Raw genomic sequence first — 16,663 nt, forward strand, 5'->3', positions numbered from 1 at the left:
AGGCACACGACATGGCAATCATCGAAGTGAAGGTGCCGGACATCGGCGACTTCAAGGACGTGGGCATCATCGAGATCCTGGTCAAGGCCGGCGACACCGTGAAGGTGGAGCAGAGCCTGATCACCGTGGAGAGCGACAAGGCCTCCATGGAGATCCCGTCCTCGGCCGCTGGCGTGGTCAAGGAGCTCAAGGTCGCCCTGGGCGACAAGGTCAATCAGGGCAGCCTGATCCTGGTGCTGGAAGGCGAGGGCGCCGGTGCCGCACCGGCGGCAGCGCCGGCCGCCACACCTGCCGCCGCCCCGGTGGCCGCGCCCGCCGCCGCCCCCGTGGTGGCCGTGGCCGGCCCGGCCGGCAGCTACAGCGGCCCGGTGGACGTGGAGTGCGAGGTGCTGGTGCTGGGCGCCGGCCCCGGCGGCTACTCCGCCGCCTTCCGCGCCGCCGACCTGGGTCTGAAGACCGTCATCGTCGAGCGCTACGCCACCCTGGGCGGCGTGTGCCTGAACGTGGGCTGCATCCCGTCCAAGGCGCTGCTGCACGTGGCGGCGGTGATGGACGAGGTCTCGCACCTGGGTGATCTGGGCGTCGAATTCGGCGCACCCACCATCAGCATCGACAAGCTGCGTGGCCACAAGGAAAAGGTCATCGGCAAGCTGACCGGCGGCTTGGCCGCCATGGCCAAGATGCGCAAGGTCACCACCGTGCGCGGCCTGGGCACCTTCCTGGACCCCTACCACCTGCAGGTGCAGGAGACCAGCGGCACCGGCCAGGACCAGACCGGCACCACCAAGGTGGTGAAGTTCCAGCGCTGCATCATCGCGGCGGGCTCGCAGGCCGTGCGTCTGCCCTTCTTCCCGAAGGATGAGCGCATCGTCGACAGCACCGGCGCACTGGCGCTGAAGGCCGTGCCCAAGAAGATGCTCATCGTGGGCGGCGGCATCATCGGCCTGGAGATGGGCACCGTCTACAGCACCCTGGGCGCCCGCCTGGACGTGGTGGAAATGATGGACGGCCTGATGCAGGGCGCTGACCGCGACCTGGTCAAGGTGTGGCAGAAGATGAACGCCCCGCGCTTCGACAACATCATGTTGAAGACCAAGACGGTGGGCGCCGAAGCCACGCCCGAGGGCATCAAGGTGCAGTTCGAGGGCCTGGACGGTACCAAGAGCGAAGGCGTGTACGACCTGGTGCTGCAGGCCGTGGGCCGCACGCCCAACGGCGGCAAGATCGGTGCGGACAAGGCCGGCGTGGCCGTGACCGACCGCGGCTTCATCCCGGTGGACGTGCAGATGCGCACCAACGTGCCGCACATCTTCGCCATCGGCGACCTGGTGGGCCAGCCCATGCTGGCGCACAAGGCGGTGCATGAGGCGCACGTGGCGGCCGAGGTCATCGCTGGCGAGCTCAAGGGCAATGCTGAGCTGGCCAAGGCGCAGTTCGACGCCCGCGTGATCCCCAGCGTGGCCTACACCGACCCCGAAGTGGCCTGGGTCGGCCTCACCGAAGACCAAGCCAAGGCGCAGGGCATCAAGGTCAAGAAGGGCCTGTTCCCCTGGACGGCCTCCGGCCGCGCCATCGCCAATGGTCGCGACGAGGGCTTCACCAAGCTGCTGTTCGACGACTCGCCCGAGGCCCACGGCCACGGCAAGATCCTGGGCGGCGGCATCGTGGGCACCCACGCCGGCGACATGATCGGCGAGATCGCCCTGGCCATCGAGATGGGCGCTGACGCGGTGGACATCGGCAAGACCATCCACCCGCACCCCACGCTGGGCGAGAGCATTGGCATGGCGGCTGAGGTGGCGCATGGCTCCTGCACGGACCTGCCGCCCAGCAAGAAGTAAGCGGATCGGGGTGTTATGGCCTGCCACCAGGCCTTGACACCCCGCGCGCGCCCTGTGGGGCGGGCACTGCACGCCCCGGCTTGTCCGGGGCGTTTTGTTTGGGGCCAGGCCGGGGGCGGCCGCCCGGCCGACGGACTGGGGGCGTCAGGCTGCACGCCTGTCCCGGTGGCCCGGCTGACCGGCGGGCGCCTTGGGTTAACCTGCCGGGCGGGTCACGCGGCCCGGCGTGGTCTGCTGCAAGGAGGTTTCATGGGTCTGATTCGTCGCATTTGGCTGCTCTGGGCGTTGTCCTGCCTGCTGCTGGGCCTGGGCACCGCCGGGGTTACCCTGTGGCGGGCCAACCTGCAGGCGCTAGACGCGGCCGATGTGCTGGCCCGCGCCCACCTGGCCCTGCTGCAGCAGCAGGCAGCCAGCGGTACCCCGCTGGCGCTGGAGATGCCGGCGAAGGGCATGGGCTGGCGGGTGGTGGGCGAGCGGGGGCAGGTGCTGGGTGGACAGCCCGCCGAAGCCGGTCCGGCCGTGCCTGTCTGGTTCAGCGCTGCCCTGGCCTGGGGCCCGCGCCTGCAGGAGGCGCCGGTGCGCTGGCAGGGCCAGCCCGCGCGCTTGCAGGTGCTGGTGGACACCGCCACCGCACAGGCGCCGTTGTGGTCGCTTGCCGGTGCGCTGGCGGGGGGCTGGGCACTGTTCTGCGCGCTTTCGGCCTGGCTCACCTGGGCGTGGGTGGCCCGCATCCGTGGACCCTTGCAAAGCATCCTCAACCAGGCGCAGGCCCTGATGGAGCGGCGTTTCACCCTCGCCCCCGAGCCCAACCTGCCGGAATGGCGCGAGATGTCGCGCGCCATGAACAGCATGGTCGAGCGCCTGAAGACCATGTTCGAGGAGCAGACCGCCCAGGTCGACAGCCTGCGTCGCCTGGCCCATTGCGATGGGCTGACCGGCCTGTCCAACCGACCGCACTTCCTGGGCCGGCTCAAAAGCCTGCTGTGCTCCGAAGACGGCAGCGCTGGCGGTGCCTTGGTACTGGTGCGCCTGTGTGACCTACAGAACCTCAACCGTCAACTCGGACGCCTGAACACCGACCGCTTGCTACGCCAGACCACGGACTGCCTGCTGGAGAGCGCTGCCCGCTGGCCAGGTCATGAAGCCGGACGCTTGAACGGTTCAGATTTCGCCTTGGTGCTGCCCGATGTGCAGGCGCTGCGCGAGCCTGCCGTGGATATCTCGGCCCGCCTTCGCTCCGTGCTCAAGCCCCAGGGCGTCGTGGCCGTGGTCAGCGTGGTGCGCTGGTGGCATGGCGCGCCGGTGTCCGGCCTGCTGGCCGCGGCGGATCATGCCTTGGCCCGGGCCGAGGCAAGGGCACCGTTTGCGGTGGAAATGGACGATGGCGGCGACGGCTTGACCCTGGGCGAGGACAGCTGGACTCAACGGCTTGAAGCTGCCCTGCAGCACCGGCGCTTCCATCTGGTGCGCTATCCCGTGGTGGATGCGGCGGGCCAGATCGTCCACTGGGAATGTCCCCTGCGGCTGGAGCTGGAGCCAGGCGGTCCATTGGTGCCGGCAGCCGAATGGCTGCCGCGCGCCCGGCGCGCCGGCCTGACCGGCCCCATCGATTTGTCGGTGGCCGAGCTGGCGCTGCAAGCCATCGCCCGCGACGGCCATCCTCGCGCGGTCAACGTCTCCATCGCCTCGCTGCACAACAGCGCCTTGCTCCCAGGTCTGCGGGCCCTGCTGCAGGCCCATGCCGATGCCGCCCCGGGCCTGTGGCTGGAACTGCCCGAGGCCGGTGCCTACCGCCACCTGACGCCGCTGCGCGAGCTGGTGGCCCTGGCCCACACCCATGGCGCACTGGTGGGCCTGGAGCACGCCGGCGAGGACCTGGAGCATGTGGCGGAGTTGCTGGAGACGGGGCTCGATTTCGTCAAGCTCGACGCCAGCCTGACCGAGGGGGTGGCCGCCAACCATGCCGGCCTCCAGCACATGGATGGTGTGGTTCACATGCTGCGCGGCATTGGCGTCAAGGTTTACGCCGAAGGCGTGGTCACCCAGGCCGACGCCGACGCGCTCTGGCGCTGCGGGGTGGATGGCATCACCGGGCCGCTGGTCACCGCGGCTTGATCCTGCACCGATGGCGTGATCTCAGGCGCCTGTGCGCGCGCCTTGGAGGCCAGGCCAGCGGGTCAGGCGATGTCGATGCAGTGCACGCCGGTGTCGCCTTGGCCGCGCACCCGGAAATAGTGCTGCAGCGTCTCGCGCACGGTCCGGAAGGCCAGCTCCTCCCAGGGGATCTCGGCCTCGCTGAACAGGCGGGCCTCCTGCGTCTCCGGGCCGGGTGCCAGGTGGGTGTCCAGCATGCGGGCGCGGTAGAAGAAGTGCACCTGGCCGACCCGTGCGACGTTCAGCACGGTCAACAGGCCCTCCAGCGCCACATGGGCGCCCGCTTCTTCCTCGGTCTCTCGCAGCGCGCCTTCGGCGGTGGTCTCACCCAATTCCATGAAGCCGGCCGGCAGGGTCCACAGCCCCTTGCGCGGCTCAATATTGCGCCTGCACAGCAGCACCTGATCGCCCCACACCGGCAGGGTGCCCACCACGTTGAGCGGGTTCACATAATGGATCGTGCCGCAGGCCGGGCACATCGCCCGGGGACGGTTGTCCTCTGGCGGGATCTCGTGGCGGACCGCCGTGCCACAGGCGCGGCAGAAATGGATGGTGCGGTCGTCCAGCATGGGGCGCAAGTGTAGCCACTGGTCCGGGTGCATACCGGGGACGGCAGGCACGGGCGGCGTGGCATCATGGGCCGGATCAGACTCCCGCCAAGCGCCGGCGTCTGGCCCCCTGCGGGGGCTGACGGTCGGGTTCGGCAAGATCTTCTTCTGGAAACGACAGACCATGATTCCCGTCTTCGCCCCTGCGCCCGCCGTTGTCGTGCCCACTGCCGATGGCCGCGGCTTTCCCGTCCACCGCGTCTACTGCGTGGGACGCAATTACGCCGAGCATGCGGTGGAGATGGGGGCCACGGGTCGTGAGCCGCCGTTCTTCTTCCTCAAGCCGGCCGACTGCGTGGTGCCGGTGGCGGCCGGTGCCGCCGGTCGCATGGCCTATCCGGGGCTCACCCGCAACCTCCACCACGAGGTGGAGCTGGTGGTGGCGTTGGGGCAGGGCGGCCGTGACATCCCCGTGGCCCGGGCGCTGGACCTGGTCTGGGGCTATGCGGTGGGTCTGGACATGACCCGGCGCGATCTGCAGAACGACATGAAGAAGCAAGGGCGGCCTTGGGCCATTGGCAAGGCCTTCGAGGCCTCCGCGCCCTTGGGGCCGCTGGTGCCGGCCACCGACTTTGCGCCGGCCGGTCAGGCCATCACGCTGGACGTCAACGGACAGCGGCGCCAGACGGGCAAGCTGTCCGACCTGATCTGGAACGTGGCCGAGACCATCGCCGAGCTCAGCCGCGGCTGGACCTTGGCGCCCGGCGACCTGATCTACACCGGGACCCCGGCCGGTGTGGGGCCGGTGGTGCCGGGTGACCGGATCACGGCCACCATTGAGGGGCTGGGCGAGCTGCTGCTGGATATCGATCCGGCAGGCTGAAGCCGCCCGCTGCCATTCCTCACACCCGAGTCCGCATCTCTCACGGCGTGCGGGTGAACCCACCGACCGAACCGACATCCTGCCGCCCGGCGCCGTACAGGCGCCCCGGCACCCTACACATGCAGCTTTACAACTATTTCCGCTCCTCGGCCTCCTACCGCGTGCGCATCGCCCTGGCGCTCAAGGGCTTGTCCTACGACTACGTGCCGGTTCACCTGGCCCGCAATGAGCAGCTCACCGAGCGCTACGGCAGCGTTTCTCCTGCCCGTCTGGTGCCGCTGCTGCAGGACGGGGAGGCCAGCGTCCACCAGTCCCTGGCCATTCTGGAGTACCTCGACGAGATCCATCCTGAGCCGCCGCTGCTGCCGGCCGATCCGCTGGGCCGGGCCCGCGTGCGTGCGTTGGCGCTCGATATTGCCTGCGAGATCCATCCGCTCAACAACCTGCGCGTGCTGCGCTACCTGGTGGGCCCCATGGGGGTGGACGACGAGGCCAAGAACCGCTGGTATCGCCACTGGGTGGAGACGGGGCTGGAGGTGGTGGAGCGCCAGCTGGCGGCGCAGCCGTCGACCTTCTGCCATGGTGAGCGGCCCACGATGGCCGATTGCCTGCTGGTGCCCCAGATCTTCAACGCCCAGCGTTTTCAGTGCCGGCTGGACCATGTGCCCCAGGTGATGCGGGTCTTTGACGCCTGCATGGCCTTGCCGGCCTTCGATTCCACCCGACCGGAGAAGTGCCCGGATGCCGAGTGACCACCTCCCCGCCGACGGCCAGGCCTGTGCCCACCCGGATTGGCTGCAGCCCGAGGGGCTGCCGCCAGGCATCGGCGCTGTGATGAGCACCCGGGCTGGCGGCGTGAGCCAGGGGCCCTGGGCGGGTCTGAACCTGCGACCGCCCGAGTTGCCGGGCACAGGCCTGGACGTCGCTGCCGATGTGCGCCGCAATCAGGCGCGCTTTGTCTCGGCGCTGCAGGGCGCGCGTCCGGTCTGGCTGGACCAGGTCCATGGCCGGGAGGTGGTGGTGGTACGCCGGACCGAGGACGTCGACGCCGCGCAGGGACAGCGCGCCGATGCCTGCGTGACCGATCAGCCCGGCGTGGCCTGCCTGGCCTTGGTGGCCGACTGCCTGCCCGTGCTGTTGTGGACGGCCGACGGTCGGGTGGTGGGGGCCGCGCATGCGGGCTGGCGCGGCTTGGCGGGCGGCGTGCTGGAGGCCACTGTCGAGGCCCTTCGCCAGCTGGCGGGCCACCCGGGTGCCGAGGTACAGGGCTGGCTGGGCGCCTGCATTGGGCCTCAGGCTTTTGAGGTGGGTGAGGACGTGCGCGAGGCCTTTGCCGCGGCGCCGGCGGCCTGCTTCGCACCGGGACGGCAGCCGGGCAAATGGTGGGCAGACCTGCCGGCACTGGCGCGCTGGCGCCTGGCGGGTGTGGGGGTGGTAGGGCTGGGCGGCGGGCAGTGGTGCACGCTGAGCCACCCTTCAAGGTTCTTTTCGTTCCGGCGCGATCGTGTCACCGGGCGGCAGGCCGCGGCCATCTGGCGGCGCGCCTGATGGCGACGGGGCGGTGGGCGTGGCGGCGGCCTGCTCGGCCCGCGCGGCGCGGGCCCGGGCGCGTCGCCGAGCCGGGGTGCCCAGGATGTACATGACCACCGCCAGCGGCAGCAGCCCGTAGAACAAGAAGGTGATCAGGGCCCCCAGCAGGGTGCCCTGCGGGGACGTGGCCTCGGCCGCGGTCATCAGCACCACGACAAACATCCAGGCGATAGGGACGACGTGCATGTTTTATATGATGAGATCTGATATCACTTAACGAAAAAATTAGTCATCATCGGGTAAGCTAACCCACATACAAACCCGAGGCATCCGGCCGGCTGGCCGGCCGCAGCCCTGGCCCCGCTGGCCAGGACGTCCTGAGGAGACAGCCCACATGATGAACCAATCCCTGCCGCCTTTTGGCCAGGCCGAGGCTTTCGGCACTGCCGTGAGCGACATCCTGAAGTCCCTCTCCGGCCTGAACGTGCCGCAGAACGCCCTGGCGGCGGTGCAGGGGGAGTACCTCAAGGAGGCCACGCGCATCTGGAACGACGCCCTGCAGGGCGCCACCGCGGGCGAGGGCGCCAAGATCGGAGATCGGCGTTTTGCAGGCAAGGACTGGCTGGCCCAGCCGCAGTCGGTCTACACCGCGCAGATGTATCTGCTCAACGCCCGCACGCTGATGCAGTTGGCTGAGGCGGTGCAGGGTGATGCCAAGACCAAGGCCCGGGTGCGCTTTGCGGTGCAGCAGTGGGTCGATGCAGTGAGCCCCAGCAACTTCCTGGCCCTCAACCCGGAAGCCCAGCGCAAAGCGTTGGAGACCAAGGGCGAGAGCCTGGCGCAGGGCATGAAACTGCTGATGCATGACCTGCAGCAGGGCCATGTCTCCCAGACCGACGAGAGCGTCTTCGAGGTGGGTCGCAATGTGGCCACCACCGAAGGCACCGTGGTCCACGAGAACGAGCTGTTCCAGCTCATCGAGTACAAGCCGCTGACCGACAAGGTCCACGAGCGGCCCATGCTCTTCGTGCCGCCTTGCATCAACAAGTACTACATCCTGGACCTGCAGCCGGGCAACTCGCTCATCCGCTATTGCGTGGAGCAAGGCCACCGCATGTTTGTGGTGAGCTGGCGCAATCCGGACGACAGCCTGGTCGCCAAGACCTGGGACGACTACATCGAGCAGGGGCCGATCGAGGCCATCCGGGTGGTGCAGGAGATTGCCGGCGCCAAGACGATCAACACCCTGGGCTTCTGCGTGGGTGGCACCCTGTTGTCGACCGCCCTGGGCGTGCTGGCCGCGCGCGGCCAGCAGCCGGCCGCATCGGTCACGCTGCTGACCACCTTTGTCGATTTCGCCGACACCGGCATCCTGGACATCTTCGTGGACGAGACCATGGTCCAGGTGCGCGAGATGACCATCGGTGCGCAGGCCCCCGGTGGCCCCGGCATGCTCAAGGGCCAGGAGCTGGCCACCACCTTCAGCTTCCTGCGGCCGAACGATCTGGTCTGGAACTACGTGGTGGGCAACTACCTCAAGGGCGAGGCGCCGCCACCTTTCGACCTGTTGTACTGGAACGGGGACTCCACCAACCTGCCGGGTCCCATGTACTGCTGGTACCTGCGCAACACCTATCTGGAGAACAACCTCAAGGTCCCGGGCAAGCTCACCGTCTGCGGCGAGAAGCTCGACCTCTCGCGCATCGAGGCGCCGGTTTACCTCTACGCCTCGCGCGAGGACCACATCGTGCCGTGGCAGGGAGCCTATGCGTCCACCCGCATCTTCAAGGGCCCCAAGCGGTTCATGCTGGGGGCGTCGGGCCACATCGCCGGCGTGATCAACCCGCCCAAGGCCGGCAAGCGCAGCCATTGGGTCAACGAGCAGCTGCCCGCCACCGCCGACGAATGGCTGACGGGCGCCACCGAGAAGCCGGGCAGCTGGTGGACCGATTGGGCGGACTGGCTCAAGGGCCATGCCGGCCGTCAGGTGACCGCGCCCAAGTCCCCCGGCAGCCGCCAGCATCCGGCCATCGAGCCGGCCCCGGGCCGCTACGTCAAGCAGAAGGCCTGAGCCTCAACGCCTTTGCCAACAGGCCGGCGCTCCACGAGGCGGTGCCGGCGTCATCACAGCCCTCGCACAGGAGACTTCATTTCATGACCGACATCGTCATCGTCGCCGCCGCCCGCACCGCCGTGGGCAAGTTTGGTGGTTCTCTGGCCGGTGTGGCCGCCCCTGAGCTCGGCGCCACCGTCATCAAGGGCCTGATGGCCCAAACCGGCCTGTCGGGTGAGCAGATCGGCGAGGTCATCCTGGGCCAGGTGCTGACCGCCGGCTCTGGCCAGAACCCTGCCCGCCAGTCGGTCATCAAGGCCGGCCTGCCCGCCGGTGTGCCGGCCATGACCATCAACAAGGTCTGCGGTTCGGGCCTGAAGGCCGTGATGCTGGCTGCCCAGGCCATCCGCGACGGCGACTCCGAGATTGTCATCGCCGGCGGCCAGGAGAACATGAGCGCCTCCCCGCATGTGCTGCCCAACAGCCGCAACGGCGCCCGCATGGGCGACTGGAAGCTGGTCGACACCATGATCAACGACGGCCTGTGGGATGTGTACAACCAGTACCACATGGGCATCACCGCCGAGAACGTGGCCAAGCAGTACGGCATCAGCCGTGCCGACCAGGACGCCCTGGCCCTGGCCTCGCAGCAGAAGGCCGCGGCTGCCCAGGACGCCGGCAAGTTCAAGGACGAAATCGTCGATGTGGTGATCCCGCAGAAGAAGGGCGACGCGCTGGTGTTTAACACCGACGAGTTCCTCAACCGCAAGACCAACCTCGACGCCCTGGCCGGCCTGCGTCCGGCCTTCGACAAGGCCGGCTCGGTCACCGCCGGCAATGCCTCGGGCATCAACGACGGTGCCGCCGCCGTGATGGTGATGAGTGCCGCCAAGGCGGCGGCCCTGGGCCTCAAGCCCCTGGCCCGCATCGCCAGCTACGCCAGCGCCGGTCTGGACCCGTCCATCATGGGCATGGGCCCGGTGCCCGCCGCCCGCAAGGCGCTGGAGCGTGCCGGCTGGGCCGCCGCCGACCTGGACCTGCTGGAAATCAACGAAGCCTTTGCCGCCCAGGCCTGTGCCGTGCACAAGGAGATGGGCTGGGACACCAGCAAGGTCAACGTCAACGGGGGCGCCATTGCCATTGGCCACCCGATCGGTGCCTCCGGCTGCCGCATCCTGGTGACCCTGCTGCACGAGATGCAGCGCCGCGACGCCAAGAAGGGCATCGCCTCGCTGTGCATCGGCGGTGGCATGGGCGTGGCCCTGACCGTCGAACGCTGATCACGCGTCGAACCTTCGTCCCATGGGCCGGGCGCCAAGCCCGGTTCAACCCCAGTGTGGCCCGCGGGCAACGCGGCAGGGTTAGCCCGTCGCGTTGGCCGGGGTCACCAGCCTGATGATGAGCAGGTCATATGACTTCATCGATGGAACTTGAGGAGAACAATTCCATGAGCCAGAAAGTTGCTTACGTCACCGGCGGCATGGGTGGCATCGGTACCGCCATCTGCCAGCGCCTGCACAAGGACGGCTTCAAGGTCATCGCCGGCTGCGGCCCCAGCCGCGACTTCCAGAAGTGGCTGGACGAGCAGAAGGCCCTGGGCTACAGCTTCCACGCCTCGGTCGGCAATGTGGCCGATTGGGACTCCACCGTTGAGGCCTTTGCCAAGGCCAAGGCCGAGCATGGCCCGATTGACGTGCTGGTGAACAACGCGGGCATCACCAAGGACCGCATGTTCCTGAAGATGACCAAGGAAGACTGGGATGCGGTGATCTCCACCAACCTGACGTCTATGTTCAACGTCACCAAGCAGGTGGTCGGTGACATGGCCGAGCGGGGCTTCGGTCGCATCATCCAGATCTCGTCGGTCAACGGTGAGAAGGGTCAGGCCGGCCAGACCAACTATTCGGCCGCCAAGGCCGGCATGCACGGCTTTGCCATGGCCCTGGCCCAGGAGCTGGCCAGCAAGGGCGTGACGGTCAACACCGTGAGCCCGGGCTACATCGGCACCGACATGGTCCGCGCCATCAAGCCGGAGATCCTGGAGAAGATCGTGGCCACCATCCCGGTCAAGCGCCTGGGCACGCCGGAGGAGATCGGCTCCATCGTCGGCTGGCTGGCCGGTGAAGATTCCGGTTTCACCACCGGCGCCAACTTCTCCTGCAACGGCGGCCTGCACATGGGCTGAGGCCCTGGGGCGGAGTGCCCCTCACAGGCCGCTAGGGGCCGTCCGCCAGGGCGGCCCGTAGAGTCAGAAAGCCGGCGATGCCGGCTTTTTGCATTTCAGTAGGCGATGTAGCGCCCGGGCTTGTGGTTGACGGCCAGGGCGAAGTTCATGGCCGCGGCGGCCAGCACCGAGAGCGCCATGCGCTGCAGGTCCACCCAAGGGGCGGAGGCCAGCAGGATGGTGGCGTCGAACAGGAATTGCACGACGCCCGCACGCCAGCCGAAACGGTCTTGCAGCCAGAGCACCAGCACATTGAGCCCACCCAGGCTGGCGCGATGACGGAACAGGATGATGAAGCCAGCGCCCACCAGCAGACCGCCCGCCACGGCGGCAAAAACCGGGTTCAGGGCATCCAGGTGCATCCAGCGCGGCAGGGTTTCGGTCAGGGCCGACAGCAGGGTCACCGCGGCCAGGGTCTTGAGGGTGAAGCGCGCCCCCATGCGCCGGAAGGCCAGCCAGTAGAAGGGCAGGTTGAGCGCGAAGAACAGGGCGCCGAAAGGCAGGCCCGACGCATAGTGCGCCAGGAAGGCCAGGCCCACGGTGCCGCCGGTCACCAGGCCGGCGTGGCGGAACAGCAGCAGGCCCAGGGCCACGAACAGCGTGCCGGTCAGCAATCCCTGCAGGTCCTCGAAGAGAGTGTGGCGCTGCGGGGAGGCCTGCGGTGGGGCGGTCACGGTCGGCGCGCTCATTCCACGATACCTGCCATGAAGAACTTGATCAGTCCCTTGGCGGCAAAGCCCAGCAGCCCCACACCCAGCCCCAGCAGCAACACAAAGGTGCCGAACTTGCCAGCCTTGGACTCACGGGCCAGCTGCAGGATGATGAACACCATGTACAGCATGAAGGCCGTGACCCCGAAGGTCATGCCGAACCAGGCGATCTGTTCTTCCGTGAAATCCATCTTGAGTTGTCAACTGCGTTGCGCCAGCCCGGCGGTGTCCACCGTGTCGCGGTAAGCGTGCCAGCTGGCATGGGCCAACCAGGGCACGACCACCACCAAACCGGCCATCAGGGTGGCCATGCCCACCAGGGTCAGCCCCAGGATCAGGGCCGCCCACAGGGCCATGGGCGCCGGATGTTCCAGCACCACCCGCCAACTGGTGAAGACGGCGCCCATGACGCCGATCTGCCTGTCCACCAGCAGCGGAATGGCCACCACGGTGGACGCGAACACGGGGGCGGCCAGCAGGGCCCCCAGTCCCAGCCAATATTCAAAGAGCATGCCGTGCGGGGCGAGCACCACATGGCGGATGAAGTCCAGGGGCGTGCGTACCGGCTGCGCTGACCAGCCCACAATGAGTGAGGCAGAGGTCATCACCCAACCCAGTCCCGCCAGTGCCAGCAGCACCCCAAAGACCACGAGCCGGGTGTCGTTGGGCTTCCAGGCCGCCACCGCGGTCCCCAGGGTGGCAGGTTCACCGCGCGCCAGGCTGCGGCTCACGGCGTAAAGGCCCGTCACCAGGATGGGCGCCACCAGCAGAAAGGCCGACACCGCACCCGCCATGAGGAAGAAATGGGCCCGCGACAACCAGGCCAGGCCGGCGCCGAACAGCGCGAGCAGCAGGCCGTGCACCAGTCCGGGCAGGGGGCAGGCCAGAAAATCCGACCAGCCCCGGGCCAGCCAGCCCACGGGGCGCAACAAGGGGATGCGACGAACGCCGAAACTGCGGGAGTCCTGCAGAGCCTTCTCGGCCAGACGGTTCGACATGGGGCGATATCCTGACAGCGGTAGGGGCGCCTGGACCTGACAAGTCGCAAGCGGCGTGGGCTCGGGCACCGCCGTGGCGGTCTCCGGGCGGGTCCATGATGCCCCGCGGCCGCAGTGCTGCTAATCCGGGTGGATGCCAATCCCGCGGGCGCGCAAGGGGCGTGATGCCTTGTCAGGCACCAGCGCCCAGCACGTCCAGCAGTTCCGTCTCCACTTGCAGTTGCAGCTTGTTCTGTTGCAGGGCCGGACCGCTGACCAAGAAGGTGTCTTCCACCCGCTCACCCAGGGTGGTGATCTTGGCGAGCTGCAGGCTGATGCCACGGGCGGCGAACACCCGCGCCACCGCGTAGAGCAGGCCGGAGCGGTCGCTGGCGCTGACCGACAGCAGCCAGCGCTGCGCCTTTTCGTCGGGCCGCAGCGAGACGCGCGGCTTGACCGGGAAGTGCTTGACCCGACGCGAGACGCGGCCGCGGCTGGGCTCCGGCAGCGGGCCTTGGCTGGCCAGGGCGGCGGCGGCCTGGGTCTCCACCATGACGATCATGTCGCGGTAGTCGGCGGCGCTGGGGTCCTCCACCACACTGGAGACGACCTGAAAGGTGTCCAGCGCGAAGCCCGCCCGCGTGGTGTGCACCCTGGCGTCCTGAATGGAGAAGCCGGCGCCATCGAAGTAGCCGCAGATGCGGGCGAAGAGATCGGGCCGGTCCGGGGCGAAGACCAGCACCTGCAGGCCTTCGCCGATGGGGGAGGGGCGCACCCGCACCACCGGCTCGCTGGTTTGCAGGTGGCGCCACAGCACCCGGGCGTGCCAGGCGATCTCCGTCGGGTCATGCCGCGCGAAGTAGCTGACGTCCAGGGTTTTCCACAGCGGCTCCTCCGTGCCGGGCAAGGCCGAGTGCAAGGCCAGGATCTGGCGGGCTTCCGTGCGGCGGGCCTCAATCTCGGCGTCGCCGTTGGGCGGAGTGCCTCCCAGCGCGCGCAGGGTCTGGCGGTACAGGTCCTCCAGCAGCTTGCCCTTCCAGGCGTTCCAGACCTTGGGACTGGTGCCCCGCACGTCGGCCACCGTCAGCAGGTACAGGCCGGTGAGGTAGCGGGCCGAACCCATCTTGCGGGCGAAGGCGCCGATGACCTCGGGGTCCGAGAGGTCCTCCTTCTGCGCCACGTGGCTCATCTGCAGGTGGTTCTTGACCAGGAACTCCACCAAGGCGGCCTCGTCCCGCGCCAGGCCGTGGTCGCGGCAGAAGCGCCGAACCTCCACGGCGCCCAGGTCGGAGTGGTCGCCGCCACGGCCCTTGGCCACATCGTGGAAAAGGGCGGCGACGTAGAGCAGCCAGGGCTTGTCCCACTGCGCGGCCAGCTGGCTGCAGAAGGGGTACTCATGGGCATGCTCGGGAATGAAGAAGCGGCGCACGTTGCGCAGCACCATCAGGATGTGCTGGTCCACGGTGTACACGTGGAACAGGTCGTGCTGCATGCGCCCGACGATGCGCCGGAACACCCAGAGGTAGCGGCCCAGCACCGAGGTCTGGTTCATCAGCCGGAAGGCGTGGGTCTGGCCTTCGGGCTGACGCAGGATGTCCATGAACATCTCGCGGTTGGCCGGGTCCTGGCGGAAATGCGCGTTCATCACCCGCCGGGTGTTGTAGAGCGCACGCAGCGTGCGGGCCGACAGGCCCTTGATGCCCGGGGTCTGCTGGTAGACCAGGAAGGTCTCCAGGATGGCGTGCGGGTTCTCCTGGTAGAGGTGGTCGTGGGCCACTTCCAGCATGCCCCCGCGATCGTAGAAGCGGCCGTTGATCGGCCGCATCGGCGCGTCCTCCGAGGCGTTGATCCGCTCTTCGATGTTGAGCATCAGGATCTGGTTGAGCTGCGTGACCGCCTTGGCCGCCCAGTAGTACCGGTGCATCAGCACTTCGGAGGCCCGCAGTGCCTTGGTGCTGACGTAGCCGAAGCTCTCGGCCACGGCGGTCTGCAGGTCGAAGACCAGGCGGTCCTCGCGGCGGCCCGCAACCTGGTGCAGGCGGCAGCGGATCAGGCGCAGGGTGCCTTCGTGGCGATGCAGCTGGTTGACCTCGAAGGGCGTGATGAGGCCGCTGGCGGCCAGCTCGTTCCAGGTCCTGCCCAGCCCGGCGGCGCGGGCCACCCACATCACCACCTGCAGGTCACGCAGCCCCCCGGGGCTCTCCTTGCTGTTGGGCTCCAGCGAGTAGGGCGTGTCCTCGTATTTCACGTGGCGCTGGCGCATCTCCAGCGTCTTGGCCCGCAGGAAGGCCACCGGGTCCATGGCCTCCTGCGTGGCCTTCACAAACTGGGCGAACAGCCGCTTGCGACCGATGAGGAAGCGCGACTCCAGCAGCGCTGTCTGCACCGTCACGTCGCCGCGGGCCTCGGTGACGCACTCGGGCACGGTGCGCACCGAGGAGCCGATCTCCAGACCGATGTCCCAACAGGCGGTGATGAAGGAGGACACCACCTCCTGCAGGGCCGCGTCGGTCTGCTCGCCGGGCAGCAGCACCAGCACGTCCACGTCGGAGTAGGGGAAGAGTTCCCCGCGGCCGTAGCCGCCGACGGCCACCAGGGCGCCGTCGGCCGGCATGCCGCACTGGTGCCACAGCTGCGCCAGGGTGCTGTCCACATGGCGTGCCAGCTCGCGCATCAGCCGCGCCGCGCTGGGGGCGGTGGGGCGGGCCTCGGAGAAGCGCTCCAGCAGCGCCTGCTTGCCTTGCCGGAACCGCTGCCGCAGCTCCGTGATGGGCACGACGCCGGTCGGCGGTGCGGGGGGCTGGATGGGGTCGAGCATGGCGGAGCGGGGCAGGGAGCGTGTCGGAGGAGCGGACCCGCCGCCAGCGAGGGCGGCAGGTCCGGGGCGCCATTCAGGCGGCGCCGGTGACAAAAGCCGGCGGGGGCGGCGTGCCGGCCGACACCGTCAGCACCTCGTAGCCGTCGTCGGTCACGACGATGGTGTGTTCCCACTGGGCCGAGAGCGATCGGTCCTTGGTGACGATGGTCCAGCCGTCGCCCAGTTCCTTGATCTCGCGCCGCCCGGCGTTGATCATCGGCTCAATGGTGAAGACCATGCCCTTCTGCAGCACCTCGCCGGTGCCCGGGCGGCCGTAGTGCAGGATCTGCGGCTCTTCGTGGAACTTCTGGCCAATGCCATGGCCGCAGAACTCGCGCACGATGGAGAAGCCCTGCGCTTCGGCAAACTGCTGGATCACGTGGCCGATGTCGCCCAGCCGCGCGCCGGGACGCACCTTCTGGATGCCCTTCCACATGGCCTCGTAGGTGACCTGGCACAGGCGCTTGGCCGCGATGGAGCCTTCCCCCACTACATACATGCGGCTGGAGTCACCATGCCAGCCGTCCTTGATGACCGTGACGTCGATGTTGACGATGTCGCCGTTCTTCAGGGGCCGGTCATTGGGGATGCCGTGGCAGACCTGGTGGTTGATGGAGGTGCAGATCGACTTGGGGTAGGGCTTGTAGCCCGGCGGCTGGTAGTTCAGCGGGGCCGGAATGGCCTTCTGCACGTGCACGATGTGGTCGTGCGCCAGCTTGTCGAGCTGCTCGGTGGTCACGCCGGGCTTCACATGCTCGGTCAGCATGTCCAGCACTTCGGAGGTCAGGCGACCCGCCACGCGCATGGCTTCGACATCGGCGGCGGTCTTGAAGGTGATGGTCATGGGCGGCAATTATCCCATCGCAGGTTTTTCCCTGGCGTCAGG

The 16,663-nt window shown here is 68.4% G+C and carries 15 protein-coding genes; 8 read left to right on the top strand and 7 right to left on the bottom strand.

The window, feature by feature from the left end:
* Positions 1 to 11: 11 nt before the first annotated feature.
* Positions 12 to 1,841, top strand: coding sequence for a dihydrolipoyl dehydrogenase (gene lpdA / locus G3A44_RS13535; RefSeq protein ID WP_163458050.1), 1,830 nt, complete (start codon positions 12 to 14; stop codon positions 1,839 to 1,841).
* Between the two features lie 249 nt (positions 1,842 to 2,090).
* On the top strand, positions 2,091 to 3,956 hold the full coding sequence (locus G3A44_RS13540) for an EAL domain-containing protein (protein WP_163458051.1): 1,866 nt from the start codon (positions 2,091 to 2,093) through the stop codon (positions 3,954 to 3,956).
* Between the two features lie 62 nt (positions 3,957 to 4,018).
* On the opposite strand, the gene G3A44_RS13545 is transcribed toward G3A44_RS13540, so the two are convergent.
* Positions 4,019 to 4,564, bottom strand: coding sequence for an NUDIX hydrolase (locus G3A44_RS13545; protein ID WP_163458052.1), 546 nt, complete (start codon positions 4,562 to 4,564; stop codon positions 4,019 to 4,021).
* A 163-nt stretch (positions 4,565 to 4,727) separates the two neighbouring features.
* Between G3A44_RS13545 and G3A44_RS13550 the strand changes: the two genes are divergently transcribed.
* The 3 genes from G3A44_RS13550 to pgeF all read left to right on the top strand — a co-directional run bounded on the left by G3A44_RS13550 (position 4,728) and on the right by pgeF (position 6,974).
* Positions 4,728 to 5,426: a fumarylacetoacetate hydrolase family protein gene (locus G3A44_RS13550; protein WP_163458053.1), complete on the top strand. Its 699-nt coding sequence runs from the start codon at positions 4,728 to 4,730 to the stop codon at positions 5,424 to 5,426.
* A 119-nt stretch (positions 5,427 to 5,545) separates the two neighbouring features.
* Entirely contained in the window at positions 5,546 to 6,178 is a 633-nt protein-coding gene (gene maiA / locus G3A44_RS13555) for a maleylacetoacetate isomerase (protein ID WP_163458054.1), read from the top strand.
* On the top strand, positions 6,168 to 6,974 hold the full coding sequence (gene pgeF, locus G3A44_RS13560) for a peptidoglycan editing factor PgeF (protein ID WP_163458055.1): 807 nt from the start codon (positions 6,168 to 6,170) through the stop codon (positions 6,972 to 6,974). Before maiA ends, pgeF begins: the two co-directional genes overlap by 11 nt.
* Here pgeF and G3A44_RS13565 read toward each other — a convergent pair.
* Entirely contained in the window at positions 6,903 to 7,202 is a 300-nt protein-coding gene (locus G3A44_RS13565; protein WP_163458056.1) for a hypothetical protein, read from the bottom strand. The two genes, pgeF and G3A44_RS13565, sit on opposite strands and share 72 nt — an antisense overlap.
* 151 nt (positions 7,203 to 7,353) lie before the next feature.
* Between G3A44_RS13565 and phaC the strand changes: the two genes are divergently transcribed.
* The 3 genes from phaC (at position 7,354) to phbB (ending at position 11,194) form a co-directional block, all read left to right on the top strand.
* Positions 7,354 to 9,027: a class I poly(R)-hydroxyalkanoic acid synthase gene (gene phaC / locus G3A44_RS13570; protein ID WP_375138661.1), complete on the top strand. Its 1,674-nt coding sequence runs from the start codon at positions 7,354 to 7,356 to the stop codon at positions 9,025 to 9,027.
* A gap of 83 nt (positions 9,028 to 9,110) precedes the next feature.
* A complete protein-coding gene (locus G3A44_RS13575; RefSeq protein WP_163458058.1) occupies positions 9,111 to 10,289 on the top strand; it encodes an acetyl-CoA C-acetyltransferase in 1,179 nt (392 codons plus the stop codon).
* Positions 10,290 to 10,456: 167 nt separating this feature from the next.
* Entirely contained in the window at positions 10,457 to 11,194 is a 738-nt protein-coding gene (gene phbB, locus G3A44_RS13580; RefSeq protein WP_163458059.1) for an acetoacetyl-CoA reductase, read from the top strand.
* Between the two features lie 95 nt (positions 11,195 to 11,289).
* Here the strand turns inward: phbB and G3A44_RS13585 are convergent, their stop codons facing one another.
* The 5 genes from G3A44_RS13585 to map all read right to left on the bottom strand — a co-directional run bounded on the left by G3A44_RS13585 (position 11,290) and on the right by map (position 16,621).
* A complete protein-coding gene (locus tag G3A44_RS13585) occupies positions 11,290 to 11,922 on the bottom strand; it encodes a YitT family protein (protein ID WP_163458060.1) in 633 nt (210 codons plus the stop codon).
* The gene (locus tag G3A44_RS13590) at positions 11,919 to 12,134 is read right to left on the bottom strand and encodes a DUF2788 domain-containing protein (RefSeq protein WP_163458061.1); all 216 of its coding nucleotides are present in this window, start codon (positions 12,132 to 12,134) and stop codon (positions 11,919 to 11,921) included. Before G3A44_RS13590 ends, G3A44_RS13585 begins: the two co-directional genes overlap by 4 nt.
* Positions 12,135 to 12,143: 9 nt before the next feature.
* On the bottom strand, positions 12,144 to 12,941 hold the full coding sequence (locus G3A44_RS13595; protein WP_163458062.1) for a DUF2189 domain-containing protein: 798 nt from the start codon (positions 12,939 to 12,941) through the stop codon (positions 12,144 to 12,146).
* A 172-nt stretch (positions 12,942 to 13,113) separates the two neighbouring features.
* Positions 13,114 to 15,738 (bottom strand): [protein-PII] uridylyltransferase, encoded by a 2,625-nt coding sequence (locus G3A44_RS13600; protein WP_163458063.1) that lies wholly within the window; start codon positions 15,736 to 15,738, stop codon positions 13,114 to 13,116.
* Between the two features lie 73 nt (positions 15,739 to 15,811).
* On the bottom strand, positions 15,812 to 16,621 hold the full coding sequence (gene map, locus G3A44_RS13605; RefSeq protein ID WP_163458064.1) for a type I methionyl aminopeptidase: 810 nt from the start codon (positions 16,619 to 16,621) through the stop codon (positions 15,812 to 15,814).
* Positions 16,622 to 16,663: the final 42 nt, after the last annotated feature.

Origin of the sequence: Ideonella livida (assembly GCF_010499455.1) — a bacterium.
Classification (GTDB): domain Bacteria; phylum Pseudomonadota; class Gammaproteobacteria; order Burkholderiales; family Burkholderiaceae_C; genus Ideonella; species Ideonella livida.

What these genes read in the sequence shown, in the direction of transcription:
- G3A44_RS13600 (WP_163458063.1), bottom strand. Translation starts at nt 15,738, where the DNA reads ATGCTCGACCCCATCCAGCCCCCCGCACCGCCGACCGGCGTCGTGCCC.
- G3A44_RS13565 (WP_163458056.1), bottom strand. Translation starts at nt 7,202, where the DNA reads ATGCACGTCGTCCCTATCGCCTGGATGTTTGTCGTGGTGCTGATGACC.
- G3A44_RS13545 (WP_163458052.1), bottom strand. Translation starts at nt 4,564, where the DNA reads ATGCTGGACGACCGCACCATCCATTTCTGCCGCGCCTGTGGCACGGCG.
- G3A44_RS13575 (WP_163458058.1), top strand. Translation starts at nt 9,111, where the DNA reads ATGACCGACATCGTCATCGTCGCCGCCGCCCGCACCGCCGTGGGCAAG.
- phbB (WP_163458059.1), top strand. Translation starts at nt 10,457, where the DNA reads ATGAGCCAGAAAGTTGCTTACGTCACCGGCGGCATGGGTGGCATCGGT.
- pgeF (WP_163458055.1), top strand. Translation starts at nt 6,168, where the DNA reads ATGCCGAGTGACCACCTCCCCGCCGACGGCCAGGCCTGTGCCCACCCG.
- G3A44_RS13585 (WP_163458060.1), bottom strand. Translation starts at nt 11,922, where the DNA reads ATGAGCGCGCCGACCGTGACCGCCCCACCGCAGGCCTCCCCGCAGCGC.
- map (WP_163458064.1), bottom strand. Translation starts at nt 16,621, where the DNA reads ATGACCATCACCTTCAAGACCGCCGCCGATGTCGAAGCCATGCGCGTG.
- G3A44_RS13540 (WP_163458051.1), top strand. Translation starts at nt 2,091, where the DNA reads ATGGGTCTGATTCGTCGCATTTGGCTGCTCTGGGCGTTGTCCTGCCTG.
- lpdA (WP_163458050.1), top strand. Translation starts at nt 12, where the DNA reads ATGGCAATCATCGAAGTGAAGGTGCCGGACATCGGCGACTTCAAGGAC.
- maiA (WP_163458054.1), top strand. Translation starts at nt 5,546, where the DNA reads ATGCAGCTTTACAACTATTTCCGCTCCTCGGCCTCCTACCGCGTGCGC.
- G3A44_RS13590 (WP_163458061.1), bottom strand. Translation starts at nt 12,134, where the DNA reads ATGGATTTCACGGAAGAACAGATCGCCTGGTTCGGCATGACCTTCGGG.
- phaC (WP_375138661.1), top strand. Translation starts at nt 7,354, where the DNA reads ATGAACCAATCCCTGCCGCCTTTTGGCCAGGCCGAGGCTTTCGGCACT.
- G3A44_RS13595 (WP_163458062.1), bottom strand. Translation starts at nt 12,941, where the DNA reads ATGTCGAACCGTCTGGCCGAGAAGGCTCTGCAGGACTCCCGCAGTTTC.
- G3A44_RS13550 (WP_163458053.1), top strand. Translation starts at nt 4,728, where the DNA reads ATGATTCCCGTCTTCGCCCCTGCGCCCGCCGTTGTCGTGCCCACTGCC.